Origin of the sequence: Methylibium rhizosphaerae (assembly GCF_006386545.1) — a bacterium.
In the GTDB taxonomy this organism is placed as follows: Bacteria; Pseudomonadota; Gammaproteobacteria; order Burkholderiales; family Burkholderiaceae_C; genus Pseudorivibacter; species Pseudorivibacter rhizosphaerae.
The window spans coordinates 1-24,534 of record NZ_SWAR01000058.1 but is presented as its reverse complement, the minus strand read 5'-3'; the positions used below and the strand labels follow the sequence as shown (position 1 = coordinate 24,534).

Genomic DNA, 24,534 nt, shown 5'->3' with positions numbered 1-24,534 from the left:
GTGGCACCCACTACGAGTACGACGCCAACGGGCAGATGTTCCGACAGGACGACTTCAACGGCACCGCGCAGGACAAGACCTTCGTGACCGATGCCGGCGGCATCGTGCTGCAGACCAACCAGCTAAACAGCCCGCCAGAACGAGCGATCTATTCCACAACCGACACTGATCTCCGGTGCTCCCGTCGCGGCACACTCTCCACCTCCGGATCACGCACCCGCGAACCTCGAAATGACAGAAGACGCAGGAGGCCGCCCATGCCCCCGATGAGCTACGAACTGCTCAACCACCTCAAGGCGATCCAGCCCCACCTTGCCGAGCTGGGCTTGCGAGCGCACATCGACGTGGCCGACATGTCGCTGGTCGTGCTGCTGGGCAAGCAATGGCTGCGCATGTCGCCGCAGTTCACCGAGGAGCGGCCCGACGGGGTGGTCTACACCGGCACGTTCTCGCCCAAGGTCAGGCGCTTCATCGGCTGGCGCCCCATGTACGACCGGACGTGGTCCATTTCCGCCGACAAGCTCGAGTTCAAGCGCCACCTGCAGGCGCAGGGCCTGCCCACGCCCGCCCACTCGCTGCAAGGCCCTGCCGGGCTGGGTGACGTCATCGTCAAGAAGGCGCGGTCGTCGTTCAGCATGGGCATCCGCGGGCCGTTCTCCGAAGCGGCTGCGCGCTCCGTCGCCCTGGGGGCCGACGGCGAGTTCTTCGAGTCCTACGTGCCCGGCGACATCATCAAGATCTGGTACTGGAACGAGCAGCCGGTGGCGGTGGAAGAGACCGAGATGCTCAGCGTCGTGGGTGACGGGGTGTCCGACATCGGCACGCTGGTCGAGCGCCATGTGCACATGCTGGGCATCGTGGGGCACGAGCTGGCGCAGTACGAGGAGTTCCTCGCCTACCAGGGCAGGACGCTGCGCACCGTGCTGCCGCGCGACGAAACCTGCGCCATCGACTTTCGCTACAACTGCGAGCTGCCCACGATGCGCATGCGCGACATCCAGGTCGGCCGCGACGCCTTCCATGGGCTCGAGCCGCTGCTCCAGCAGGCAGGCCAGTCCCTCTGGGCCACCATTCCCGGCCAGGCCCGCCAGGGCGTGGTCTATACCGTCGATGCCATGCTCGACAAGCGCAAGCGCCTGTGGTTCCTGGAGCTCAACTCCAACCCCTATGTGCACCCCTACGTGTATCCGCACCTGCTGCGGGCCGTGAAGCAGGCGCTCCAGGCGGCGCATGAGCACCGGGTGAGCGCATGACCGATCTTTCGTGGGGCGCGCCGAACCTGCTGCATGCGCAATGCGCGGCGTTCGTGGACGCGCGCCGCCGCGGTGAACCTCTGGCATGGGACGACGGCATGGCCTTCCTCGGCGCCTTGCGCCAGCACGCCTCGCAGGCGCCTTTCCAGCGGCTGTTCGAAGCGCAGGCCGGTTTCAATGCGCGCGAGTTCAAGGCGCTCGTCATCGGGGTGGAGGCCGAGCTCGAGAAGCTCATGGCCCGCCGCTACATCGAAGGCGACGCCGGCAGCCTCGAGCCGGAGCTCGGCGACGGCTACTCCATGGCGGAACTGGAAGGCGCCGCACTCGGCCTGGACGGTGGAGGCGGCGACCTGTACTTCGTCGGCTGCGGCGCCGCGCCGCTCACCGCCATGCGCTACCGCGAGCTGTTCGGCACCCGCATCGTGTGCATCGACAGGGACGCCGAAGCGCTCGCGCTGGCCCGCCGCATGCTCGCCGTCCGGTTCGGCCCGGCCGAAGTGGCAGCCGGCTTCCGCTTCGTGCATGCCAGCGCCGAGGCGCTGGCATGGCCCGCGGGCAGCGTGACTCGGCTGCTGCTGGCCGCCCACCTGGGCGGCAAGGAGGCGCTGCTGCGCCGCTTCGCGACGGCCCTGGCGCCGGGCGCCAGGGTGCTGGTGCGCCTGCCGATGGGCCTGTATGCGCACGTGTACGACGAGGTCGACTTTTCCGCGGCCCCGCAGTACGAGGTCGTTTCTCACGTGAGCGATGCTGCCGAGCCGTTCTGCTGCGCGGCCGCCTTGCGCTTGCTCCGGAGCACGCACCGCGTCCCTGGTGTGCCTGGTGTGCCTGGTGTCCTTGGTGGCAGCACCGCAACTGCCGCGTGAAGAAACCACGGCGCCTGCCGGCGGTGCAGCAACCTGCGCCGCATCCCACCGCACCGCGCAGCACCGCTCGCCCCTGCCGCGCCTGAAGCCTCTCGCCGTGTCGTCGATCACACCCGGCGAGCACGCGCGCTAAACCTTTTCCCGGATTCAGTGATGTATTGCTTGTCGGCGCTTGCAACGCCGTGCCGACCTCACTGCGCGACGACCGACGCAGGCGCTCGTCCAGCCCGCTGAAATGACCGCGGGCGCACCCGTGCGCGCGGGTATCAAGGTGTTTCCAATTTGCCCATCCCTCCTTTGAGTGATGGGCATTTCCCTAGGCAAAAAGCTCTAATCGCGCCCGTTCATTTGGTTACCTGTCGGTCCCCGCATGCCGGGGCGTGGCGGTAATGGAGTACGGGCCTGCGGCGGGCCCGCAGGGAGGCGGTTGTGGCGGTACGTTGGAGAGAGCTGGCTTCGCATGTGCGTGGCCCGCACGGCAAGGCTGGCAGCGCAGGTCGCAGCGACGGACGAGCTGCGCGATGAATGCCGACCTCGCGGCCCACCTCTTCGGCGACCTCCTTCTCAATGCCGCCCTCATCGCTGCGCCGCTGCTGCTGTGCACGCTGGTGGTCGGCGTGATCATCAGCATCCTGCAGGTGGTCACGCAGGTGCAGGAGATGTCCCTCACCTTCATCCCGAAGATGATCTGCGCGCTGGTCGTGCTGGTCGTCGCCGGGCCGTGGATGCTGCGCCGGCTGGCGGAGTTCGCCACGCGCCTGATCTCCAGCATCCCGAGCTACCTCTGAGGGTCCCATGACGTTCGACGCGCAGTGGGTGGCGCTGGTGGTGTTCGTGTCGCTGCGGCTGGGCGCGCTGCTGATGCTCACGCCGCTGTTCACGCAGTTGCGCGCGCCGGTCACGTTCCGGGTGCTGCTGGTCCTTGCGCTGGCGGCCTGCGTGTCGGCCGGGCTGCCCACCGCGGCGCGGCCTGCCCCGGTGGCCGATCCGGTGCTGTTTGCCGTGGGGGCGCTGTCGGAGGTGCTGCTGGGGGCGCTGCTGGCCTTCGGCCTGCATTGCGCCTTCGCCGCGCTGCACCTCGCGGCCAAGGTGGTCGACCTGCAGATGGGGCTGGGTGTCGGCGGCATCTTCGACCCTGCCACGCGTTCGCAGCAGTCGCCGCTGTACCTGGGGCTTCAATGGCTGGCGGTGCTGGTGTTCCTGTCCATCGACGGCCACCATGCCCTGCTGCGCGGCATTGCCTATTCGCTCGAACGCGTGCCTGCCGGCGTGCCCTTCATCGGCTACGCGGGCGATGAGGTGGTGCGCATGTTCGGCGCGGTGTTCTCGATGGGCGTGCTGGTGGGCGCCCCGGTCATGGCCGCGATGCTGCTGCTCGAAGGCGGTCTCGCGGTGGTATCGAAGGCGCTGCCGCAGATGAACGTGTTCTTCGTGAGCATGCCGATCAAGGTCCTGCTGGGGCTGGGCATGCTGGCGCTGCTGTCGCGGCAGCTCGCGCCGCTCATGCAGCGTGGCTACGCGGCGGTGTTCGACTACTGGCAGCGGGTGCTGGGCTGACATGGCAGAGCAGGACCTCGACCGCCACCACGCGGCCACCCCCTACAAGCTCGAGCAGGCCCGCAAGAAGGGCAGCGTCGCCAAGAGCGCCGACGTGTCCACGGCCGCGGTGGTGGCCGTTGCGCTGGTGTGGTGCCATGCCGCCGCGGCGCCGGCCGCGCGCGACTGGGCCCACCTGCAGGCGCGCTGGTGGAACCTGTCCGCCTGGCTGCCGCTCGACGCGCAGCGCGTGTCGATGCTGCTCACCGATCTCTGCCTGGCGGTGGGCTACCTGATGGCGCCCCTGTGCCTGGCGCTGGTCGTCACCGCGGTGCTGTCGCAGCTGGTGCAGACCGGGCCGGTGCTGTCGGCCGAGCCGGTGAAGCCCGACTTCAACCGGCTCAACCCGGGGCAGGGGCTCAAGCGCCTGATGTCGCTCAAGACGCTCTACATGGCCGGCAAGAGCACGCTCAAGCTGGCCGTGCTGGCCGGTGTCTTCTGGCTGGCCTTCGAGGCGCTGCTCGATGCGCTGCTGGCGCTGTCGTGGGTGCCGGCGCGCGTGCATGCCTTCAAGCTGCCGGCGCTGCTGGGAAGCCTGCTCACCAAGCTGTGGCTGGTGCTGCTGGTGCTGGCCATCATCGACTTCGCCTACACGCGCTGGGAATTCGCACGCCAGATGCGCATGAGCGCGCGCGAGATGAAGGACGAGGTGAAGCACCGCGAAGGCGACCCGCGCGTGCGCCGCCGCCTGCGCGAGCTGCGCATCGAGCGGCTGCGGCAGACCCGCGCGGCGTCCCAGGTCGCCTCGGCCGACGTGCTGATCACCAACCCCACCCGCATCGCGGTGGCGGTGCGCTACGACCGCTCGCGCGACGCTGCGCCCACGCTGCTGGCCAAGGGCGCCGGTGGCCTGGCCCGGCAGATGCGCGAACTGGCCGGCCGCAGCGGCGTGCCCGTCGTGCAGAACCCGCCGCTCGCCCGCGCGCTGTACCGGCAGGCCGCCATCGGCGGGGCGGTGCCCGAGGACTGGTATCCGGTGCTCGCGAAGATCCTGGTGTGGGTGTATGCGGCGCGCGAGGCCCGCATGTCGTCGAACTCGGCGAGCGGGGTGCTGGCACAACCGGCCGCCGCGCCGGGCCGCCCCAAGCAAGGCCGGACCCTCGCGGAGGGTCGATCGCCGTACTCGGCGAGCGGGGTGCTGGCACAACCGGCCGCCGCGCCGGGCCGCCCCAAGCAAGGCCGGACCCTCGCGGAGGGTCGATCGCCGTACTCGGCGAGCGGGGTGCTGGCATGAAAGCGTTGCGAAACGTGCTGGGGCGCCACACCGACGTCGCATTGGTGCTGGCGGTGGTCGGCGTGATGACGGTGCTGTTCGCGCCCATCCCGAGCGGCCTGCTGGACCTGCTGATCCTCATGAACGTGAGCTTCGCGCTGCTGTTGCTGCTGCTCACCTTCTACATGGCGCGGCCGGTGGACTTCTCCACCTTCCCGTCGCTGCTGCTCATCGCCACGCTGTTCCGGCTGGCGCTCAACGTCGCGGCCACGCGGCTCATCCTGAGCGATGCCGACGCGGGCCGGGTGATCTCGGCGGTGGGCTCCTTCGTGGTGGGCGGCAACTACGTCATCGGCCTGATCGTGTTCCTGATCCTGGTGGTGGTGCAGTACGTGGTGGTCACCAGCGGCGCCCAGCGGGTCTCGGAGGTGGCGGCGCGCTTCACGCTCGACAGCATGCCCGGCCAGCAGATGAGCATCGACGCCGACCTCAACATGGGCTTCATCGACCAGGCCGAAGCCCAGCGGCGCCGCAAGAACCTCGAGAAGGAAGCCGCCTTCTACGGCGCAATGGACGGCGCCAGCAAGTTCGTCAAGGGCGATGCCATCGCCGGCATCGTGATCATGCTGATCAACATCATCGGCGGCCTGGTGATCGGCGTGATGCAGCAGCAGATGAGCTGGGGCACCGCGCTGCAGACGTTCACGCTGCTCACAATCGGCGACGGCATCGTCACGCAGGTGCCGGCCCTGGTCATCGCGGTGGGCACCGGCATCATCGTCACCCGTTCGGGCTCAGACACCAACCTCAGTGCCGAGGTGTTCCGCCAGATCACGAGCCACCCGAAGGCGGTGGTGCTGGTGATCGGCGCGCTGGCCCTGATGCTGGTGCTGCCCGGCATCCCCGTCTGGCCCGGCCTGCTGCTGATGGTGCTGCTGGGCGCCACTGCCTGGTATGCCGCCTCGCGCCGGCGAGAAGGCGATGCGGCCGCGGCGGCTCCCTCGCAGGAAGCTGCTGCACCGGGAGCCGAGGACCTGTATGCGGCCATGAAGGTCGAGCCGCTCGAGTTGCGGCTGGGCAGCGCGCTGGAGCCGCTGTCGCGGCAGGGCGGCGCGGTGCTGGCCGAGCGCGTGGCCACCTTCCGGCAGCAGCTGGCGCAGGAGCTGGGCGTGGTGCTGCCGGCGCTCGCGTATGCCAATGCCTCGCGGCTGTCCGCAAGGGCCTACGAGATCCATCTGCACGGCGTGCCGGTCGGCAAGGGCGAGCTGCACCTCGACCGCGTGCTCGCCATCCACCCCACCGGCGACGTGAAGCTGGTGCGCGGCATCGAGACGCGCGAACCCACCTACGGGCTGCCCGCGCTGTGGATCGAGGAGTCGCAGCGCGAGCTCGCGCGCTCGGCGCGCTACACGCTGGTGGACCCGCACACGGTGCTGATGACCCACCTGAGCGAAACGCTGCGCCAGCAGGCGCCCGCGCTGCTCACCCGCGGCGAGACCGAGCGGCTGCTGGCCCGCGTGCGGCAGTCGCAGGCCGGGCTGGTCGAGGAGCTGGTACCCACCGTGCTGCCGGTGGGCGACGTGCAGAAGGTGCTGCAGCACCTGCTGCGCGAGAAGGTGTCGGTGCGCCACCTCGAAGCCATCATCGAGACGCTGGTCGATGCCGGCCGTGCCACCAAGGACACGGCCCTGCTGGCCGAAGCCGCGAGGCAGCGGCTGGGCGCGAGCATCTGCCAGCAACTGCTGGGCGAAGCCACGGCGCTGCAGGTGCTCACGCTGGACCCGCCGGTCGAGCAGGCGCTGGGCCACCAGCTGCGCCAGGCCGAGGCGCCGGGCGCCGCGCCGGCCTGGGATCCGCGGCTGAGCGAGCAGCTGGTCGGCCGCCTCGCCTCGCATGCCGAGCAGATGATGCGCGCCAACCTGCTGCCGGTGCTGCTTTGCGCGCCGGAGCTGCGCCGGCACCTGCGGCTGCTGATCGAGCGCGCCGTGCCGCACATGCGCGTGCTGGCACTCACCGAGGTGCCCAACAGCGTGCCGCTGCAGTCCTTCGGCACCGTGGCACTGCCCTCCGTTCCTTCATCCGTCGTTACCCCGCCATGAACCCGTTCGAGATCGCCGCGGTCGGCATGCAGTCCGACCTGTCCCGGCTCAACACCGTCAGCCAGAACCTGGCCAATGCCAACACGCCGGGCTACAAGCGCCTGATCGACGTGCGCGCCCCCTTTGCCGACCTGCTGTCAGCCCAGCCTGGTGGCGAGGCCCCGACCCCGGCCACGTCCGCGCTGCAGGCGCGCACCGCGGTCGACATGGCCGCGGGCTCGCTGCGCGCGACCCACAAGCCGCTCGACCTGGTGGTCGAGGGCGGCGCCTTCGTCGAGGTGCGTTCGGCACACGGCCTGGCCTATGCACGCAGCGGCCGCTTCGAGGTCGATGCCGACGGCTGGGTCGTCAACGGCAACGGCGAACGCCTGCAGCTGACAGGCGGCGACCTGCGCTCGCCGCTGCCGAACGGGCAGCTGCACGTCGACGAGCTGGGCCAGGTGTTCGCCGGCGAAACCTCGCTCGGACGCCTGCGGCTGGTGCGCTTCGACAACCCCGGCGTCCTGCAGCCCGCCGGCCACGGCGTGTACCGAGCCGACGCCGCCACGTCGATGAGCGACGCGGCCGAGGGCACGCGCGTGCGCGCCGGCTACCAGGAAGCTTCCAACGTGCAGTCCACCGGCGAAATGGTGCGCCTGCTCGAGACGACACGGCACTTCGAGGCGATGCAGAAGGTGGTGCAGGGCTATGACGAGGTGCTGGAAAGGGCCATTCGCAAATTCGCAGAGGTGTAAGCCATGAACGACGCGCTGTACATCGCAGCCACGGGCCTCGGCGCCCAGCAGTCCAACGTCGAGACGATCGCCAACAACCTGGCCAACGTGAACACGCCGGGCTTCAAGCGGGCCGCGCTCAATTTCGAGTCGCTGATGCGCAGCGAGTCTGCCGAAGCCGGCCAGCCCGGCGCTGCCGCCCTGCCGCGCGGCAAGGCGCTGGGCGTCGGCGTGGCCGGCCTGCTGCGGCACTTCGAAGCCGGCGAGCTGCGCCGCACCGATGCGGCCATGGACCTGGCGGTGCGCGGCGAAGGCTTTCTCGAGGTGCAGCTGCCTGATGGCACGGCGGGCTTCGTGCGCGGTGGCACGCTCATGGTCACCGCCGACGGCCAACTCGCCACGGCGGCCGGCCACCTGCTGCGCCCCGGCGTCAACATCGGGCGCGACGCGAAGGACCTGCGCATCGCCGCCGACGGTGCGGTGTCGGTGCTCGATGCCGCCAGCGGCCGCCGGGTCGAGGTCGGCCGCCTGGAGCTGGTGTCGTTCACCAACGCCGGCGGGCTCGAGCCGCTGGGCGACGGCGCCTATCGTGCCAGTGCCGCATCGGGTGAGGCGCAGCCTGCACACGCTGCCGAGAACGGCGCCGGCTCCTTCGCGCAGGGCTATGTCGAGGCGTCGAACGTCAAGCTGGTCGACGAGATGGTGAACCTGATGGTGGCGCAGCGCGCCTACGAGATGAACGTCAAGGTGATCCAGGCGGCCGACGAGATGCTCGGCATGAGCAACAACCTGCGCAAATGAGGCGGCTGGTGTCCAGATGGAAGCCGGCGTCCGCGGTGCTCGCGGCCGTGGCTGCCTGCGCCGCTGCACCGGCCGCAGCCCATTGCGCGGGCAACGCCTTGCGCGAGCAGCTGCAGTCGCAGTGGCCGTCGGCCCGCGTGACGCTGCAGCTCGACGCCGCATCGGCGGCGCGGCTCGACGCGGCAGGCGGTGCGGCGGCAGGCTGCAGCGTGGTCGCGATCGACCAGGCGGTGCGCCGGCGCATGCAGGTGGTGCTGGAGCTGCCGCCGGGCGCCGCGAAACAGCGGCTGGCGCTGTGGTTCGAGGTGGCGGTGCAGGTGCCGGCCTGGCGCCTGCAGCAGGCGCAGCCCGCAGGCGGCACGCCCGACGAGTCGGCCCTGCAGGCGGTCGAGGAGGACGTGGTGGCCAACCCGGGCGTGCTGGTGCGCGATGCCGCGCGCCAGCAGGCCTGGCGCATGGCCCGTGCGCTGCCCGAAGGCCATGTGCTGCGCCGGGCCGACGTGCTGACCACCGACACGGTGCAGCGCGGCGACCGCGTGGCGCTGCTGTACCGCAGCGGCGCGCTCGAGCTGCGTGCCAGCGGGACCGCGCTCGCCACCGCCATGCCGGGCGAACGGCTGCCTGTTGCGCTCGACGGACGGGGGCGGAGCGTGTGGGGACGTCTCAACGACAACGGACAGGTGGAGGTAACGCCATGAAGGCCAGTAAAAGTGCGCACCGGTATTCGACGATGTGGCAGGGCCTGGCGCTGCTGACCGTGCTTTCGGTGCCGGCGGCGGCCGTCGCCACCGAAAGCCTCTATCGCGAAGGCCAGTACCAGTCGCTCACTGCAGACCGCAAGGGCAGCCGCGTCGGCGACCTGGTCACCGTGCAGATCTTCGAGCACTCCAGCGCCACCAGCAGTGCCGACACCAATGCCAACCGCTCGGCCGACGTCGGGCTCGAGGTGTCGGACATGCACCGCCGCTACCGCGGCGCCATCGGCGTGGGCAATGCGATGGACGGGCGGGGCCGCACCGAACGGCGCGGCCAGCTGCTGGCGCAGGTGACGGTGTCGATCGCCGAGATCCTGCCCAACGGTGACCTGCGCCTGGCCGGCGAACAGGTGCTCGAGATCAACGACGAGCGGCAGCAGATCCGGCTCGAAGGCCGGGTGCGCCCGTCCGACGTGCAGGACAACAACGTGGTGCTGTCCTCGCGGCTGGCCGACGCCCGCATCAGCTACATCGGCGACGGCGTGGTGGGCGAACGGCAGCGCCCGGGCTGGTGGCAGCGCATCCTGACCGCGCTGGGGCTGTGAGATGAGCATGTTCATGAGAGCGAGGCGCTGGATGGCCGCGGCCGGCCTGCTGTTGGCGGCCGCCGCCTGTGCCGCCGCCGAAGGCGAGGTACGCATCAAGGACCTGGGCCGCATGGCCGGCTGGCGCGACAACGCGCTTGTCGGCTACGGCCTGGTGAGCGGCCTGGCCGGCACCGGCGACTCGGGGCGCAACCGAGCCACGCGGCAGTCGATCGCCAACATGCTGTCGCGCTTCGACCTGCAACTGCCGGCCGACGACGTGAACGCACGCAACGTGGCGGCGGTGATGGTGACCGCGAACCTGCCGGCTTTCGCACGCGGCGGCGACACGATCGACGCCACCGTCACTTCCATCGGCGATGCGCGCAGTCTGGCGGGCGGCACCTTGCTGCTGGCGCCGCTCAAGGGACCCGACGGGCGGGTCTACGCGCTGGCGCAGGGCGCCGTGTCGGTGGGCGGCTACCGCTATGACGCGAACGGCAACCTGTCGCAGAAGAACCACCCCACGGTGGGCATGCTCAGCGGCGGCGCGACGGTCGAGATCGCCACCCCCGAGCCGCGCGGCGAGCCGCCGCGCAGCGCGACCTTCGTGCTGAGCACGGCCGACTACACCACCGCCACGCGCGTGGCCGATGCCATCAACCGTGCGCACGGCGAAGGGCTGGCCGAAGTGCGCGATGCCGCCGGCGTGGACATCCAGATCCCAGAGGGCTGGCGGCAGCGCGTGCCGCGCTTCCTGGCCGCCATCGAGGCGCTGCCGGTGAAGCCCGACGTGCGCGCCCGCGTGGTGATCAACGAACGCACCGGCACGGTCGTCACCGGCGGCGACGTGCGGATCTCGCGCGTGGCCGTCTCGCATGGCGACCTGAAGGTCTCGGTGGTGACCGACAACGCGGTGTCGCAGCCGCTGCTGGTGCGCCAGACGGGCCCGGAGGTGCGCACGCAGGAATACGCGAACAGCCGCATCGCGGTGCAGGAAGGCGGTGCCGGCGTGTTCGTCGGGCCGGACAACAACACCGTCGCGGACCTGGTGCAGGCACTGCACCGCATGCGCACGAGCGCGCGCGACGTCATTTCCATCCTCCAGGCGGTGAAGGCCGCAGGGGCCTTGCACGCCGACCTGGTGGTGCAGTAACGACAACGACAGGACCAGATCATGGTGACACCCATCGATCCCGCCACTGCAGCGCTCGTCGAGCGTGCGCTGGACGCAGCGTCGCTGCGCCAGCAGGTGCATGCCAGCAACATCGCCTCGGCCGGCACGCCCGGCCATCACGCCCAGCGCGTGAACTTCGAGGACAGCCTGGGCGCCGTGCGCGACGAACTGCACGGCGGCCGGCTCGCGGCGGCCACCGTGCGCGACAGCGCGCCGGCGGAAGTGGTGGCCGCGCCGCAGGCCGAAGTGCAGCTCGACCAGGAAGTGGCCGCGATGTCGCACAACGCGATGCATTACCAGGCGCTGGTGCGCCTGCTCAACAAGCAGCTCGCGGTGTTCGGCGCCGCGCTCGACGGAGGCCGCCGCTGATGGACTACCGCGCCGCATTCCAGATCAGCGCCGCCGGCATGGCGCTGGAGAAGCTGCGGGTCGACGTGACCGCGCTCAACCTGGCCAACATGCACACCACCGCCGCCGGCGAGGCCGGGCTCTACCGCCCGCTGAAGGTGGTGGCCCATGCGCAGGCCGGCGGCTTCGAGTCCGCGTTGCAGCGCGAGCAGTCGGCCGGCCTGCCGATGTCGCTGCCGCTCGGCACCGTGGAGCCCACCCTGGCCGCGCCCCGGCTGGTGCACGAGCCCGGCCACCCGCATGCCGACGGCAAGGGCATGGTCGCCTACCCGGGCGTGGACCACGCCGGCGAGATGGTGAACCTGGTGAGCGCGCTGCGCGCATACGAGGCCAACGTGGCGGCGGCCGGCATCAGCCGCGCGCTCGCCTCCAAGGCCCTGGAGATCGGTGGAGGCCAATGATGAATGAATCCCTGCAGCCGGTCGCCCGTGTCGCGGCCGACGATGCCTTCATGGCGCCCACGGCGCCGTCGCGTGCGGCGGCGCCGGATTTCGGGCAGTGGCTCACCACCGAGCTGTCCTCCGTCAACGACAAGCTGGTGGCCTCGGAGCAGGGCCTGCGCGAGCTGGCCGCGGGCGGGCCGGTGAGCCTGCACGAGGTGATGCTTCGGGCCGAAGAGGCGCGGCTGTCGTTCCAGCTGATGGTGCAGGTGCGCAACCGCGTGCTCGAGGCCTATCAGGACGTGATGCGCATGCAGGCCTGAGCCGGCGCGGAGCAGCCACATCATGAATGGATGGACCTCTTTCTGGAGCGGCCTCACCCGGGCCGCACGCGCCGGGCTGGTGATCAGCGCGCTGGTCATCGTGGCCGGCGTGGCCGCGGCCGGCTGGGCGCTGCTGCGCACCGACTACGGCGTGCTCTTCGCCGACCTGTCCGAGCGCGACATGGCCGCGATGTCGGCTGAACTGGACAAGCAGAAGATCCCGCACCGCATCGACGAGGCGACGCGGGCCCTGCAGGTGCCGCAGGACATGGTGCACAAGGCGCGCCTGAAGCTCATGGGCGCGCCGCTCGCCCTCAACGGCGCAGTCGGCTTCGAGCTGTTCAACAACAGCGACTTCACGATGACCGAGTTCGCGCAGAAGGTGAACTACCAGCGCGCGCTGCAGGGCGAGCTGACCCGCACCATCCTCGCGCTCGACGAGGTGCAGGGCGCCCGCGTGCACCTGGCCCTGCCGGAGCAGGGACTGTTCAAGCGCGGCGCCGGCAAGGCCAAGGCCTCGGTGGCGCTGCAGCTCAAGCCGCAGCGCACCCTCAGCCCGGAGCAGGTGCTGGGCATCCAGCGGCTGGTGGCCGCGTCGGTCAACGACATCCAGGCGCAGGACGTGGCGGTGCTCGACCAGCACGGCGTGGTGCTGTCGCGCAGCGGACCCGACGAGGGGCTGTCGGCTTCGCTGGGGCTCGACCACAAGCAGGGTGCCGAGGCCTACCTGACGCGCAAGGCCACCGCCGTGATCGAGCGGCTGCTGGGAGCCGGCCAGGCCCTGGTCAGCGTCGATGCCGATTTCGTGCGCGAGCAGACCCGGGTGACCACCGAGGAGGTGCTGGCCGCCAGGACCGCGCCCGACGCCGAGGGCGCGGCGCCCACCGGCGTGGTGGTGCGCGAGCGGGTGTCCAGCCGCGACGGCGGCGCGGGCCTGCCCGGCGGCGGCGACAAGGCCGGTGGCACCTCGACCCAGGAAACCGAATACCAGGTGGGCAAGCGCACCGAGCAGGTGGTCTCGCCGGCCGGTCAGCTCAAACGCCTGCATGTGGCGGTGGTGGTGCGGCCGGCGCTCGACGCCGCGCAACTCGACAAGGCCCGCGACCTGGTGGCCGCGGCGGTGGGGCTGGACCGCGCGCGCGGCGATGTGATCGCCGTGCATTCGATGTCCGAGTTGCCCGCGGCGGCGCGCGACGAGACGGTGCAGGACGAAGCCGCCTGGCCGGCGCCCGCAACGCCTCAGGCCGCCGCCGGCGGTGGCGGTGGTGGTGGTGCGGCGATGGCGAACGCCTGGCATGCGCCGTCTTGGGTGGGCGCAGGCGTGGTGCTGGTCCTGGTGCTGGCCGCCGCGGCGGCCGTGCTCGGCGGCAGGGGGCGCACGTCGCGGGCCGCGCCCGCTGCTGCGCCTGCGCCGGCCGTCGACCGCGAACAGGTGCTCGCGCGGGTGCAGGGCTGGCTGGCCGAAGACACCGGTGCGCCGGGCGCGGGGAGGCCGTGATGTCGTCGATGCGTCAAGCCGCGCTCACGGTGCACGCGTTGAACGAGGCCGACCGGCGCTGGGTGCTCGAGCAGCTGCCGCAGGAAGAACGGCAGCCGCTGCTCTCGCTGCTGCGCGAACTCGCCGAGCTGGGCGTGCCGCCGGACGCGAGCCTGCTGCCGGCCGCCGTCGAGCCGTACACGCTGCCGCCCGCCGCCATGCAGGCGCCGGGCCCCGAGGCGCGGCTGGAACGTCTGCCGCCGGCCACGGTGGCCGCCGCATTGCGCGACGAGCCGCGGGCGCTGGTGCTGGCCGTGCTCGGCTGCCGAGCCTGGCCGTGGCGCGCCGAAGTGGCGCGCGCCCTGGCGATCGATGCGCCGCTGGCGTTTGCGGGCGGCGCCGAGCGGCTCGCGGCGGTGGCGTGCCGGCTGCTGGCCGACCGGCTCGATGAAGGACTGCCTACGTCGGCCGCCGCGCTGCCCGCCGAGGCACCCGCGCAGCGTGCGGGCTCATGGTGGCGCGGCTGGCGCAAAGGGGCTGCCCGATGAGCGCCACGCACGCTGTGCGGAGGGTCGTCCGGTGAGCACCTTGCGCAAGGACGTGCCGTTGAGCGGCGCCCGCAGATCGCTTGCCGTTGCCGCGCCGGCTGTGGCGCCAAGGCCGGCCGCAGCGCCGGTGCCGGCAGCGCCACCGCCCGCGCAACCCGACGAGGCGCAGCTGCGCCAGTGGCAGCAGGCGGCGGAGCAGCGCGGCTACGAGGCCGGCTATGAACGCGGCCTGGCGGAGGCGAACCGGCGCCTGGAACAGGAACTCGAGCAGCTCGCGCGGCTGGCTGAATCGATGCAGCGTGCCCAGGCCGAACGCAACGGCACGCTGCAGGCGTTCGCCGCCGAGTTCGCGCTGGCGGTGACGGTGCGGCTGCTGGGCGCGGTCGCGCCCACCCGCGAAGGGGTGCTGGCGCTGGCGGCGTCGGCGCTGGCCGAGGTGCCGCCGGGTGCGGCGCTCAAATTGCGCGTGCATGCGCGCGACGCCCAGCTGCTGCAGCAGTTCGTGCTGCAGCGGGTGCCGGCCTGCGGCGCCGAACCGATCGAGGTGGTGGCCGATCCCGGCGTCGAACTGGGCGGCTGCCTCATCGACACGCCGGCCGGCACGCTCGATGCGCGCCTCGAATCGCAGCTGCAGGCGCTCAAGCACGGGCTGCTGGCCGCCTGCGGCGAACCGACTGGCGGGGGCGCTTGATGGAAGCGCTGCTGTCCGTGGCGCGGCGCCATCCGCTCACCGAATGGACCGGCCGCATCGTCGGCGTGTCGGCCACCACGGTGGAGGCGAGCGGTCCGCAGGTGCGCCTGGGAGACGTGTGCCGCATCGAAAACGGCTCGGGTGGCGCCGACATCGATGCCGAGGTGGTCGGCCTGAAACCGGGGCGGGTCGTGCTGATGCCGTTCGGCGCGGCGCAGGGCATCGGCCTGGACGACGTGGTGCGCAAGAGCGACGCCCGCGCGAGCGTGCCGGTCGGACCCGGGCTGACCGGCCGGGTCATCGATGCATTCGGCGCGCCGCTGGACGGGTTGCCGCCGCCGCGCTGCGAGCGGCTCGCGCCGCTGCGTCGGGTGGCGCCGAACCCGCTCACGCGACCGCCGGTGGACCGCGTGATGGGGACCGGCGTGCGCTGCATCGATGCCTTCCTGTCGCTCGGCCGCGGCCAGCGCGTCGGCATCTTCGCCGGCAGCGGCGTGGGCAAGAGCACGCTGCTGGCGATGCTGGCGCGCGGCGTGCAGGCCGACATCAACGTGGTGGCGCTGGTGGGCGAGCGCGGCCGCGAGGTGCGCGAGTTCATCGAGAGCCACCTCGGCGAGGAAGGGCTGCACCGCAGCGTGGTCGTGGTGGCGACGTCGGACCAGCCGGCGGTGCTGCGTGCGCGCGCCGCGCTCACCGCGACGGCGGTGGCCGAGTACTTCAGCGGCCTGGGCCGGCACGTGTTCCTGATGATGGACTCGGTGACGCGCCATGCGATGGCGCGGCGCGAGATCGAGCTGGCGGCCGGCCAGCCTCCCACGGCCCGCGGCTACACCCCGGGCGTGTTCGCGGACATCCCGGCGCTGTGCGAGCGGGCCGGTACCGACCCGTCCGGCGGCAGCATCACGGCGGCCTATACGGTGCTGGTCGAAGGCGACGATCACAACGAGCCGGTGGCCGACTGCCTGCGGGCCACCCTGGACGGCCACATCGTGCTCAGCCGCGAGCTTGCGCATGCAGGTCACTTTCCGTCGATCGACGTGCTGCAAAGCGTCAGCCGGCTGGCCAGCGGGCTGGTGGATCCGGCGCAGGCGGCGATGGTCGCGGCGGCGCGCGAGGCGATGGCGACCTTCGACCGCTACCGCGAGATGGTCGAGATGGGCCTGTACAAGCCCGGCGCCAATCCTGACCTCGACGCGGCGCAGGCCCTGGTGCAGCGGCTCACGCCCTTCTTGCGCCAGGTGATGGGCGACGTCAGCGAACCGGCATCGACCTGGCAGGCGCTGCAGCAGGTGCTGGCTGCCACCGGAGGTGTGCGATGAGCCGATCCGGCCGGCAGCTGCAGGTGGTGCGCCAGGCGGTGCGGCTGCAGCAATGGCGGCAGGACGAGCAGCGTGCGGTATTCGAGGCGGCGCGCGCCGAGACCGAGGCGCGTCGCGGCACGGCACAGCAGCACGAGGCCGAGCTGCATGCGTTGCATGCCGCCGCGCGCGGCATCTGCGAAGCGGGGCGGAGCCTGCAGCCGGCGCTGCTGGGCGCGGCGCGGCGGCATGCCGCCCGTTGCGCGGCCGACGTGCATGCCGCGCAGGCCGAGGTCGAAGTCGCGCAGCAGGCCGAGGCCGCACAGCATGAGGCGTTGTCCGACGTGGCGGCGCGGCGCCGCGGGCTGGAGCGGCAAGCCGAACGATTGCACGACGCGCTCGAGGCGACGCGCCTGGCGGCGCTGTACCGCGAGCAGGACGAACAGCATGCCGCGCGCCAGACGTGGCAGGAGGGGTGCGATGGATCGCGTTGACAACGAAGCCGCGCGCGCGGCGGCCAGCAGCACGACGGCCAGCAGCACGACGGCGCTGGCCAACGCCGGCCGGGCCCGCCAGGCCGGCTGGCTGCGCGCGCTGGAGCAGGCGCTGCTGGAGGTACAGCCCGGTGGCGGCGGTGCGCGTGATGCAGCCGAAGCGCGGCAGCCTGGACCGGCCCCGCGATCCGGCAGCGCCGATGCGCCGAGGGCGGCCCGGATGGAGATCGCCAGCCCAGTGGCGGTCGACGGCAGGGCGCCGGCCGCCAGGGCTTTGCCTGCCGGCACCGCAGCACACGCGGGGGCGGTGCAAGGTCGCCGCGCCTGCAGCGGCCCCCTCGATCGCGCGGCCGACGCCGTGACGAGCCGGGGCCCACAGGAACGCGCGGAGCATGCAGGGCGCATGCTCGCGCAGCCTGCCGTCGGCATGCCGGTGGCCGCCCGCATGCCGGCGCAGACCGGGGCGGCGCCCATTGCGTTCACATATGGCGTCGCCGAGGCGGCGCGGCCGGGGGCCGCTCTGCCACAGCCTGCGACCTCGACCATGCCGCTGCCGCAGATGCCGCCGCTGCCGCAGATGCCGCGGGAGGCGCCCGTGCCGGCCCTCGCCGCGCAGCCGGCGGCCCCCGCGAACGAGGCGCGGGCCGCCCCGCGCGAGACCGCCGGCACGCTCACGCCGCAGCACCTCTTCCTCGAGCGCACCGAAGACGGCCTGGTGGCCTGGATCCGCGACGCCTTCGCCACGCCGGCGCAACTGGCCGGCCTGGTGCAGGCGTTGCGGGCACAGGCTGCGCAGCTGGGCCTGCGCATGCATTCGGTGCGGCTCAACGGCGAGCCGCTCGACGAGCCCTCGACCCTTGCGCAGTCCGGCGACCCGACGGTGCCGGACCGCGGCAACCCATCGAACCTGAACCCATTCACACGACGGAGCGAGCCCCATGGCGATTGACACCGTGTCCTCGAGCACAGCGAACTCGAGCACGCAGCTGAACCTGCAGGACTTCATGCGCATCCTGACGAGCCAGCTCAACAACCAGGACCCGATGAAGCCCATGGACAACACCGAGTTCATGGCGCAGCTGGCGCAGTTCACCGCGCTCGAGCAGAGCCGCCAGCTCAACACCAAGCTCGATGCGCTGCTGTCGGTGCAGTCGGCCAACCAGTCGATCGGTCTGATCGGCCGCAATGTCGACGTGCAGCTCGAATCCGGCCCGGTGAGCGGCCAGATCACCCAGCTCGACCTGAGCAGCGGCGAGCCGCGCCTGAGCCTGCGCCTGGCCAGCGGCACCGTCATTCCCAACCTGCCGCTGTCGCAGATCTCCGCCGTCCGCTGAAGGAACTTCCATGCTCGATTCACTGTTTGTCGGGATGACCGGCCTGCAAGGCTTCTCTCGCGGCCTGCGCGTCATCAGCAACAACGTCACCAACCTCAACACGCCGGGCTTCAAGGGCTCGCGCCAGCAGTTCGGCGACCTCTTCTACCAGCAGATGCCGGGCGGCAACCTGCCCAACGTGCAGGGCGCGCAATACGGCACCGGCCTCGGCTCGCTGGCCACCACCGTCAACTTCCAGCCGGGCGAGGTGCGCCAGACCGGCAGCTCGCTCGACGCGGCGATCGACGGCGACGGCTTCTTCGTGCTGCGTTCGGAGCAGGGGCCTCTGTACACGCGGGCCGGCCAGTTCGAGTTCAACGCCAATGGGGTGCTGGTGTCGCGCACCAGCGGCAACCCGGTCATGGGCTTCGGCGCAGACGGCACGCTGGGCGAGGTATCGCTCACCGGCCTGCGCGTCAACGCCGCGCGGGCCACGACGACCATGGATCTCACCGGCAACCTGTCGAGCACCGCGACGGAATTCACCGTCAACGGCGGCAAGCTGATCGACAGCGCCGGCGCGGAGCACGTGGTGCGCCTGGTGTTCCGCCGCGCCGCCCAGACCACCGGCGGCTGGAGCGTGGAGGTGCTCGAGGGCACGACGTCGCTGGCCACCGGCAACGTGCGTTTCGCCAACGGCCGACCGGTCGTTGGCGAGGACAGCCTGTCGTTCACCTACACGCCCACCGGCGCGCCGTCGCAGCAGGTGACGATCCGCCTCGGCGCCGAAGCCACCTCGTTCGCATCGGGCACGTCGTCGTCGCTGTCGGTGGCCACGCAGGACGGCTTCGCGGCCGGCTCGCTGGTCAACGCGACCTTCAATGCAGACGGCGTGCTGACGCTCAGCTACTCGAACGGACAGACGGCGCAGGGCGCGCAGCTGGCGATCGCGCGTTTCGAGGTGTCGGGCGCGCTGGAGCAAAGCGGCGGCAACGAATTCACCGCGGCCGACCCGCAGGCCGCACGCATGGGCCGCCCCGGCCAAGCCGGCTTCGGCGCCGTCGCGGCCGGGCAGCTGGAGCTGTCCAACGTGGACCTGTCGACCGAGTTCAGCGACCTGATCGTGATGCAACGCGGCTACCAGGCCTCTTCGCGGGTGATCAGCACGGCCAACGAGATGCTGCAGGAACTCTTCGACATGAAGGGGCGATGAGTGTCGGCACGGCCTTTTCTGCTGGTGCCCGCGACGCGGCTCGAGGCGCTGCGGGCTGGCGCCCTCGAGCGTGTGCAGGCGTGGGCGCGCGGCTGGGGACTCGACGCGACGGTGGTGGTGGTGCGAGTGCAGCCGCTGGACGAACTGGCGGCCGACGCCATGCCGCAGGGGCACTGGCGCGGCCTCGGTGCCGGCCGCTGGTCATGGCGCGCAGCCGACGCAGGTGGTCGGCTCGCGCAGGCGCTCTACGGGGCCGATGCGGTGGGCGGGGGCACATTGGCCGAGGGCTGCCTCACAGCCTGCCTCGACGAGCTGACGCAGGCACTCGGGGCGCAAGGCGCTCCGGCGAGCGACGCCACGCAGCCGCCGCCGCTGGGCGTGCGCGGCAGTGGCCAGGTGCTGCTGGCGGTCGAGCTCGACGGGCTGCCCCTGGCTGCGGCGGCCTGCGCCGCGCCCGGGGTACCGGCAGCCGCAGCCGCGCTGCCGCGCCCCAGCCGGGCCGACCGCGACGCGGGCTTCGCCCAGGTGCGCACGCGCGCGGTGGTCGAGATCGGCCATGCGCAGGCCACGCTGCAGGAACTGGCCGGCCTCAAGCCCGGCGACGTGCTGGTGCTGCACCAGACGCTGGACCAGCCCGCCGTGCTGGCGCTCGAGCAGGGCGGCTTGCGGCTGCCGGTGCAACTGGGCCGGCATGGCGATCGATATGCGGTGCAGATGCTGTCTGCACGCGAACCGAAGGAGTATTGATGAACAAGGACCACCCCCGCGCTGCGGCGCATGAGCACCTGCACCTCGTCGATGTGCAGGAACTGCAACCGCAAGCCGCCACCGGGGCGCCGCTGCTCGGCGGGCGACTGGGGTTGTTCGGCGGCGTGAAGGCCCGCGTGACGGCCGTGGTGGGCGGCGCCGAGACGTCGATCGGCGACCTGCTGGCGCTGCGCGCCGGCGAGATGCTCGCGCTCGATCGCCGCGTCGACATGCCGATCGACCTGTGCGTCGAGGGCCGCGTCATTGCACGCGGCCAGCTTTCGGTGCTGGGCGAGCAGTTCGCGGTGCGCGTGACCGAGGTGGTCGACGGGGGCGCCGCGTGAGGTTTTCGATGCTCGCTCGCCTGGGGGCCGCCGCATGCGCGGCCGCGGCATGGCCGGCCCGGGCAGGCATTCCGTTCAAGCCTGAGCAGGCCGAAGGCCCCACCGCACAGGGCTGGGGCCTGGCCCTGCTGGCCTGCACCGCCGCGATGGTGGTGCTGCTGGTGGCGGCCCGGCGTTTCGGGCCCCGGCTGGCACGCGGTCTGGGTGCGCCGGCGGCGCAGGGCGCTGCGGTGCGCGTGGTGAGCATCACGCGGCTCACGCCGCAGGTGCAGCTCGCCGTCGTGGAGTTCGACGGCCGGCACCTGCTGCTGTCCGTCAGCGGCGCGGCCACGACCCTCCTTTCTGAGTCGAAGGCAGGTCACGTGCCGGAGGCAGATGCATGAAGGTCGGGCGAATCGCACTGTGGCTGCTCGGCGGGGGCCTGCTGCTCAGCCTGGGTGAGCAGGCCTGGGCGGCCTCGGCGGCCGCGGCGCCGTCGTTCCCCATCACCATCGGCGGCAAGGGGCAGACCGAGGAAGTGGCCAGTGCGCTGCGCGTGTTCCTGCTACTCACCGCGCTCAGCCTCATTCCCGCGGTGCTCATCTGCACGACGTCGTTCGTGCGCATCGTGGTGGTGCTGTCCATGCTGCGCCAGGCGGTCGGCCTGCAGGACACGCCGCCGAACATGGTGCTCATGAGCCTGGCGCTGTTCCTGACGCTGTTCTCGATGTCGCCGGTGATCGAGCAGATCAACGAAAGGGCGTACGCACCCTACCGTGCCGGCAAGGCCACGTTGGAGCAGGCGGTGGAGCAGGGCAAGGAGCCGCTCAAGCAGTTCATGGTGCGGCAGACGCGCGAGAGCGACCTGGCGCTGATGGTGGAGCTGGCCGGGGCGGCTGAGCCCCAGTCGGTGGACGACATCCGCTTCGTGCACCTGGTGCCTGCCTTCCTCCTGTCGGAGCTGCGCACCGCGTTCCAGATCGGCTTCGTGATCTTCCTGCCCTTCCTGCTGATCGACATCGTCGTGTCGAGCGTGCTGATGGCGCTCGGCATGATGATGGTGCCGCCGGCCACGATCGCGATCCCGATCAAGGTGCTGCTGTTCGTGCTCATCGACGGCTGGGCCCTGATCGTGAAGTCGCTGATGGGCACCTTCGCCTGAAGGTGCGGCAGCACGCATGACGCAGCTCGAGGCCAGCGACGACCAGCAGCTGTGGGCCGCCTACCAGCGGCAACCCACGGCGCAGGCGCGCGAAGCGCTGGTGGAGCGCTACCGGCGGCTGGTGCGCATGCTGGCAGCCAAGGCGTTTTCGCATCGCTTCTGCGCCGAGCTCGAGTTCGACGACTACCTGCACTTCGGCATGGTCGGGCTGCTGGAGTCGATCGACCGCTTCCGGGCCGACGGCGGCGCGAAGTTCGAGACCTATGCGAGCCGGCGCATCACCGGTGCCATCCTCGACGGTGTGGAGTCGCTGAGCGAGAAGCAGCAGCAGATCGCGGCGCGCCAGCGCATGCTCAAGGAACGTTCGGCTTCGCTGGGCGAGGCGGCCCGGGAGGCGCCGGCGGCCCACGCGTTCGAGCGACTGGCGGAAGTGGCGCTCGGGCTGGCGGTGGGCTTCCTGCTCGAAGGCACCGGCATGTACGCGGCCGGCGACGAAGCCACGCCCGACCACGCCTACCAGACGGTCGAGCTGCGCCAACTGCGCCGAGACCTGCACGACGCCGTGCAGGGCCTGCCGCCGCAGGAGCGCCTCGTCATCGAGCGGCACTACATGCAGCAGCAGCCGTTCGACCAGATCGCGGCCACCCTGGGCCTGACGAAAGGGCGCATTTCGCAGGTGCACCACAGCGGCCTGCGGCGCCTGCGCGGCCTGCTGAGGGGCCACTCGCCGCCCGCCGGAGGCGACGAGCCCTGAAGGCGGACGGATCGACCGGACCGCAGGTGTATCTTCCCGGCCTGTGCAGCACCTGCGCAGGCACTGCTTCAGAAAAGACCTTCATGAACGATCCACGAGACAGCGAGGCGGCACGCCTCTTCGACGCGGCCCTCGGCGCCAGCCAGGCCGGCCAGGGCGACGCCGCGATCGCGCTGTGGCGCCAGTACCTGCAGCTGCAGCCGGCAGCGCCGCTGGCGCACTACCTGCTGGGCGCCGAACATGCGCAGGCTCGGCAGTACGGCGACGCGGTGCTGCACCTGAGCCTGGCCGTCGAACAGGCGCCGCAGCTGGCCCCAGCGCGGTTGCAGCTGGGCCTGCTGTGGCTCACGCTCAAGGCACCAGGGCACTCCGCCTCCATCCTGGGGCCGCTGCTGTCGGCCGCGGAGACGGACCCGTTGCGGCACTTTGCGCAGGGCATCGTTGCGCTGGGGCAGGACGCGCTGGCGCAGGCTGCGCAGTCGCTGCGCACCGGGCTCTCTCTGCCGGGCGACAACGTTGCGCTGGCGGCCGACATGCGCAAGCTGCTCGAACGCACCGAGGCTGCCCAGGCCGCCGCAGTGGCCGCCACACCTCAGCCGGCGGCCGCCGCGCCCGAGCCGCCGAGCCACGACTTCCTCATCTCCACCTACACCGCGAACACGCGCCACTGACCGTGATCGACAAGCTCGGCTCCGTTGCACAGGTGCTGCTGCGCCTGCAGGCCAAGGCCGGCGGTGCCACGGGCGCGGCCAGGCCCGGGAGCCCCACCGCCCCGGCCGCGGCGCTCACGCTGCAGCAACGGGCGCTGCAGCGGCTGGCCGGCGTGGACCGCGAAGACCCGCGGCGGCGCCACAAGGCCTTGCGGGCCTTCATCGAGGTGCGCCTGCTGGCCGAGTTCGGCGACGGCCTCGTCAACGACCCCGAGTTCCAGCACGTCGTCGACGAAGTGGTCCGCACGATGGAGGCCAGCCCCGCGCTGCAGCCCGACATCGGTGTCGCGGTGGACCAACTGCTCGCGCAAGCGGCGCCGTGAGCGGCGCGCGCCCCGCCTACCTGAAAACACTGCCACCCATGACACACACCACTGCGTTCGAACAACTCGCCGGCTTCCTGCGCGGCGACCCGGGCAACCTGCCGCTGCTGCACGAAGCCGTGCACCACGGCCTGGCCGCCCGTCGGGCCGACGAAGCGCTGGCGCTCATCGACGGCTTTGCCGCCGGCTCCGGCGACGCAGCTGCGATCGCCCACCTCAGGAGCTCGGTGCTGCTGGCGCTCGGCCGCGCCGAGCAGGCCGAGCTCGCGCTGCGCGCAGCGGCCGAGGCCGGCCCGCTCGCGCCGGCCTCGCGCTTCAACCTGGCCTATGCGCTGTGGCTGCAAGGGCGCCACGACGAAGCCGTGCCGCTGTGGCAGGCGCTGGTGGACGAACCGCAGGGTGGCTTGCCGCCCGGAGCGCTGGCGGGGCTGCTGCGGAGCCTGCGTTCGCGCGACGGCATTGCCGCAGCCCTGCAGGCCTGGGAGCGCAGCGTGCCATCGGCGCGCGATGCACAGGCACAAGGCGTGGCGTCGATGCTGTACTTCGACGCCGACGATGCGGCGCGCGCGCGCGAGCTGGCCCATGCGGCATGGGACGCGGGTTCGCGCCACCACGAAACGGTGGCCGTGCTGGCCGGCGTGCTGACGCTGGAGCGCCGCGCCGACCAGGCGCTGGCCCTGCTGGCGCCCGCGCTGCAGCAGGCGCCGCAGGACGGCCGGCTGTGGTCCATGCGGGCCACCGCGCTGATGGGAGTGGGCGACCTCGTGCAGGCGCGCGCGGCCTACGAGCAGGCGGTGCGCTTCGTGCCGCAGCACATCGGCACCTGGCACGGCCTCGGCTGGTGCCAGATCGCGCAGCAGGACCTGGCCGGCGCGCGCGAATCGATGGAGCGGGCGCTCACGCTCGACCGCAACTTCGCCGAGTCGCACGGCGGCATGGCGGTGGTGGATGCACTGTCGGGCCGCCGCGAGGCGGCGCAGGCCGCCATCAAGCGTGCCCTGGGGCTGGACCCGGGAAGCCTGTCGGCGCGTTATGCGCAGGCGGTCCTGGCTGGTGACACCGCCGACCGCGCTGCGTTCCAGCGCCTGGCGCTGCGGGTGCTGGGCAGCCGCGCAGCACCGCTGGGCGGCACGCTGGCCGAGGCGGTCGGGCTGGTGCGTCGCGCCGACGACGCGCCGCCGCGCTGACAGCCGTCTCAAAGACCGGTTTTTCTCAGCGAACCACTAAACCGGCGGCCGAAGTCCTCGATAGCTTGCCCAAGAGGCGGAGCCGCGCTCCGCGACGGGACAGCTTTCAAGAAAAGAGGACACCATGGTCGCATTCGTCAGTGGCGCCAGCCAGGGCCTGAGCCTGAGTTCGCTGGCCACGCTGGGGCA

Annotated in this window: 30 protein-coding genes; all 30 read left to right on the top strand. The window is 71.6% G+C overall.

The features are described 5' to 3' along the window. The first annotated feature begins 257 nt into the window (after positions 1-257). Positions 258-1,253, top strand: coding sequence for a hypothetical protein (locus tag E8D38_RS25715; RefSeq protein ID WP_140637102.1), 996 nt, complete (start codon positions 258-260; stop codon positions 1,251-1,253). Beyond that, positions 1,250-2,116: a class I SAM-dependent methyltransferase gene (locus E8D38_RS25710; RefSeq protein WP_140637100.1), complete on the top strand. Its 867-nt coding sequence runs from the start codon at positions 1,250-1,252 to the stop codon at positions 2,114-2,116. Before E8D38_RS25715 ends, E8D38_RS25710 begins: the two co-directional genes overlap by 4 nt. Positions 2,117-2,637: 521 nt before the next feature. Further along, positions 2,638-2,904 (top strand): flagellar biosynthetic protein FliQ, encoded by a 267-nt coding sequence (locus tag E8D38_RS25705; RefSeq protein WP_140637098.1) that lies wholly within the window; start codon positions 2,638-2,640, stop codon positions 2,902-2,904. Between the two features lie 7 nt (positions 2,905-2,911). Then, positions 2,912-3,673, top strand: a complete 762-nt coding sequence (locus E8D38_RS25700) for a flagellar biosynthetic protein FliR (RefSeq protein ID WP_140637096.1) — start codon at positions 2,912-2,914, stop codon at positions 3,671-3,673. Position 3,674: 1 nt separating this feature from the next. Beyond that, on the top strand, positions 3,675-4,946 hold the full coding sequence (locus E8D38_RS25695) for an EscU/YscU/HrcU family type III secretion system export apparatus switch protein (RefSeq protein ID WP_140637094.1): 1,272 nt from the start codon (positions 3,675-3,677) through the stop codon (positions 4,944-4,946). Next, the gene (locus E8D38_RS25690) at positions 4,943-7,024 is read left to right on the top strand and encodes a flagellar biosynthesis protein FlhA (protein ID WP_140637091.1); all 2,082 of its coding nucleotides are present in this window, start codon (positions 4,943-4,945) and stop codon (positions 7,022-7,024) included. The genes E8D38_RS25695 and E8D38_RS25690 overlap by 4 nt, the downstream gene beginning before the upstream one ends. Next, positions 7,021-7,758: a flagellar hook-basal body protein gene (locus tag E8D38_RS25685; RefSeq protein WP_140637089.1), complete on the top strand. Its 738-nt coding sequence runs from the start codon at positions 7,021-7,023 to the stop codon at positions 7,756-7,758. The genes E8D38_RS25690 and E8D38_RS25685 overlap by 4 nt, the downstream gene beginning before the upstream one ends. 3 nt (positions 7,759-7,761) lie before the next feature. Continuing rightward, positions 7,762-8,538: a flagellar basal-body rod protein FlgG gene (flgG, locus tag E8D38_RS25680; protein ID WP_140637087.1), complete on the top strand. Its 777-nt coding sequence runs from the start codon at positions 7,762-7,764 to the stop codon at positions 8,536-8,538. 8 nt (positions 8,539-8,546) lie between these two features. Continuing rightward, entirely contained in the window at positions 8,547-9,236 is a 690-nt protein-coding gene (gene flgA, locus E8D38_RS25675; protein WP_181179452.1) for a flagellar basal body P-ring formation chaperone FlgA, read from the top strand. Beyond that, positions 9,233-9,838: a flagellar basal body L-ring protein FlgH gene (locus E8D38_RS25670; protein ID WP_246099681.1), complete on the top strand. Its 606-nt coding sequence runs from the start codon at positions 9,233-9,235 to the stop codon at positions 9,836-9,838. Before flgA ends, E8D38_RS25670 begins: the two co-directional genes overlap by 4 nt. A 13-nt stretch (positions 9,839-9,851) precedes the next feature. Further along, positions 9,852-10,973, top strand: a complete 1,122-nt coding sequence (locus E8D38_RS25665) for a flagellar basal body P-ring protein FlgI (RefSeq protein WP_246099679.1) — start codon at positions 9,852-9,854, stop codon at positions 10,971-10,973. A 21-nt stretch (positions 10,974-10,994) separates the two neighbouring features. Then, a complete protein-coding gene (locus E8D38_RS25660) occupies positions 10,995-11,363 on the top strand; it encodes a flagellar basal body rod protein FlgB (protein ID WP_140637083.1) in 369 nt (122 codons plus the stop codon). Next, positions 11,363-11,803 carry a flagellar basal body rod protein FlgC gene (gene flgC / locus E8D38_RS25655; RefSeq protein WP_140637081.1) on the top strand — a complete coding sequence of 147 codons (441 nt, stop codon included), beginning with the start codon at positions 11,363-11,365 and terminating at the stop codon, positions 11,801-11,803. Before E8D38_RS25660 ends, flgC begins: the two co-directional genes overlap by 1 nt. Continuing rightward, positions 11,803-12,105, top strand: a complete 303-nt coding sequence (gene fliE, locus E8D38_RS25650) for a flagellar hook-basal body complex protein FliE (RefSeq protein WP_246099677.1) — start codon at positions 11,803-11,805, stop codon at positions 12,103-12,105. Before flgC ends, fliE begins: the two co-directional genes overlap by 1 nt. Positions 12,106-12,127: 22 nt before the next feature. Further along, a complete protein-coding gene (fliF, locus tag E8D38_RS25645; RefSeq protein WP_140637076.1) occupies positions 12,128-13,603 on the top strand; it encodes a flagellar basal-body MS-ring/collar protein FliF in 1,476 nt (491 codons plus the stop codon). Further along, complete coding sequence (locus E8D38_RS25640; RefSeq protein ID WP_140637074.1) at positions 13,603-14,130, top strand: hypothetical protein; 528 nt, start codon at positions 13,603-13,605, stop codon at positions 14,128-14,130. Before fliF ends, E8D38_RS25640 begins: the two co-directional genes overlap by 1 nt. A gap of 31 nt (positions 14,131-14,161) precedes the next feature. Then, positions 14,162-14,821: a FliH/SctL family protein gene (locus E8D38_RS25635; RefSeq protein ID WP_140637072.1), complete on the top strand. Its 660-nt coding sequence runs from the start codon at positions 14,162-14,164 to the stop codon at positions 14,819-14,821. Next, positions 14,821-16,140, top strand: coding sequence for a FliI/YscN family ATPase (locus E8D38_RS25630; protein ID WP_140637070.1), 1,320 nt, complete (start codon positions 14,821-14,823; stop codon positions 16,138-16,140). The genes E8D38_RS25635 and E8D38_RS25630 overlap by 1 nt, the downstream gene beginning before the upstream one ends. Next, positions 16,137-16,613: a hypothetical protein gene (locus E8D38_RS25625; protein ID WP_140637068.1), complete on the top strand. Its 477-nt coding sequence runs from the start codon at positions 16,137-16,139 to the stop codon at positions 16,611-16,613. The genes E8D38_RS25630 and E8D38_RS25625 overlap by 4 nt, the downstream gene beginning before the upstream one ends. Further along, positions 16,600-17,562, top strand: coding sequence for a hypothetical protein (locus tag E8D38_RS25620; RefSeq protein WP_140637066.1), 963 nt, complete (start codon positions 16,600-16,602; stop codon positions 17,560-17,562). The genes E8D38_RS25625 and E8D38_RS25620 overlap by 14 nt, the downstream gene beginning before the upstream one ends. Next, positions 17,552-17,947: a flagellar hook assembly protein FlgD gene (locus E8D38_RS25615; RefSeq protein WP_140637064.1), complete on the top strand. Its 396-nt coding sequence runs from the start codon at positions 17,552-17,554 to the stop codon at positions 17,945-17,947. Before E8D38_RS25620 ends, E8D38_RS25615 begins: the two co-directional genes overlap by 11 nt. A 10-nt stretch (positions 17,948-17,957) precedes the next feature. Further along, positions 17,958-19,139 carry a flagellar basal-body rod protein FlgF gene (gene flgF / locus E8D38_RS25610; protein ID WP_140637062.1) on the top strand — a complete coding sequence of 394 codons (1,182 nt, stop codon included), beginning with the start codon at positions 17,958-17,960 and terminating at the stop codon, positions 19,137-19,139. Next, complete coding sequence (locus E8D38_RS25605; RefSeq protein ID WP_140637060.1) at positions 19,140-19,886, top strand: FliM/FliN family flagellar motor switch protein; 747 nt, start codon at positions 19,140-19,142, stop codon at positions 19,884-19,886. Then, on the top strand, positions 19,886-20,230 hold the full coding sequence (locus tag E8D38_RS25600; RefSeq protein WP_140637058.1) for a FliM/FliN family flagellar motor switch protein: 345 nt from the start codon (positions 19,886-19,888) through the stop codon (positions 20,228-20,230). Before E8D38_RS25605 ends, E8D38_RS25600 begins: the two co-directional genes overlap by 1 nt. Positions 20,231-20,238: 8 nt before the next feature. Further along, positions 20,239-20,613 carry a flagellar biosynthetic protein FliO gene (locus E8D38_RS25595; RefSeq protein WP_140637056.1) on the top strand — a complete coding sequence of 125 codons (375 nt, stop codon included), beginning with the start codon at positions 20,239-20,241 and terminating at the stop codon, positions 20,611-20,613. Continuing rightward, the gene (fliP, locus tag E8D38_RS25590; RefSeq protein WP_140637054.1) at positions 20,610-21,371 is read left to right on the top strand and encodes a flagellar type III secretion system pore protein FliP; all 762 of its coding nucleotides are present in this window, start codon (positions 20,610-20,612) and stop codon (positions 21,369-21,371) included. The genes E8D38_RS25595 and fliP overlap by 4 nt, the downstream gene beginning before the upstream one ends. A 16-nt stretch (positions 21,372-21,387) precedes the next feature. Continuing rightward, complete coding sequence (locus E8D38_RS25585) at positions 21,388-22,125, top strand: sigma-70 family RNA polymerase sigma factor (protein ID WP_140637052.1); 738 nt, start codon at positions 21,388-21,390, stop codon at positions 22,123-22,125. Between the two features lie 83 nt (positions 22,126-22,208). Next, positions 22,209-22,796, top strand: a complete 588-nt coding sequence (locus tag E8D38_RS25580; RefSeq protein WP_140637050.1) for a tetratricopeptide repeat protein — start codon at positions 22,209-22,211, stop codon at positions 22,794-22,796. A gap of 2 nt (positions 22,797-22,798) precedes the next feature. Further along, a complete protein-coding gene (locus E8D38_RS25575; RefSeq protein ID WP_140637048.1) occupies positions 22,799-23,158 on the top strand; it encodes a hypothetical protein in 360 nt (119 codons plus the stop codon). 38 nt (positions 23,159-23,196) lie between these two features. Continuing rightward, positions 23,197-24,345, top strand: a complete 1,149-nt coding sequence (locus E8D38_RS25570) for a tetratricopeptide repeat protein (RefSeq protein ID WP_140637046.1) — start codon at positions 23,197-23,199, stop codon at positions 24,343-24,345. Positions 24,346-24,534: the final 189 nt, after the last annotated feature.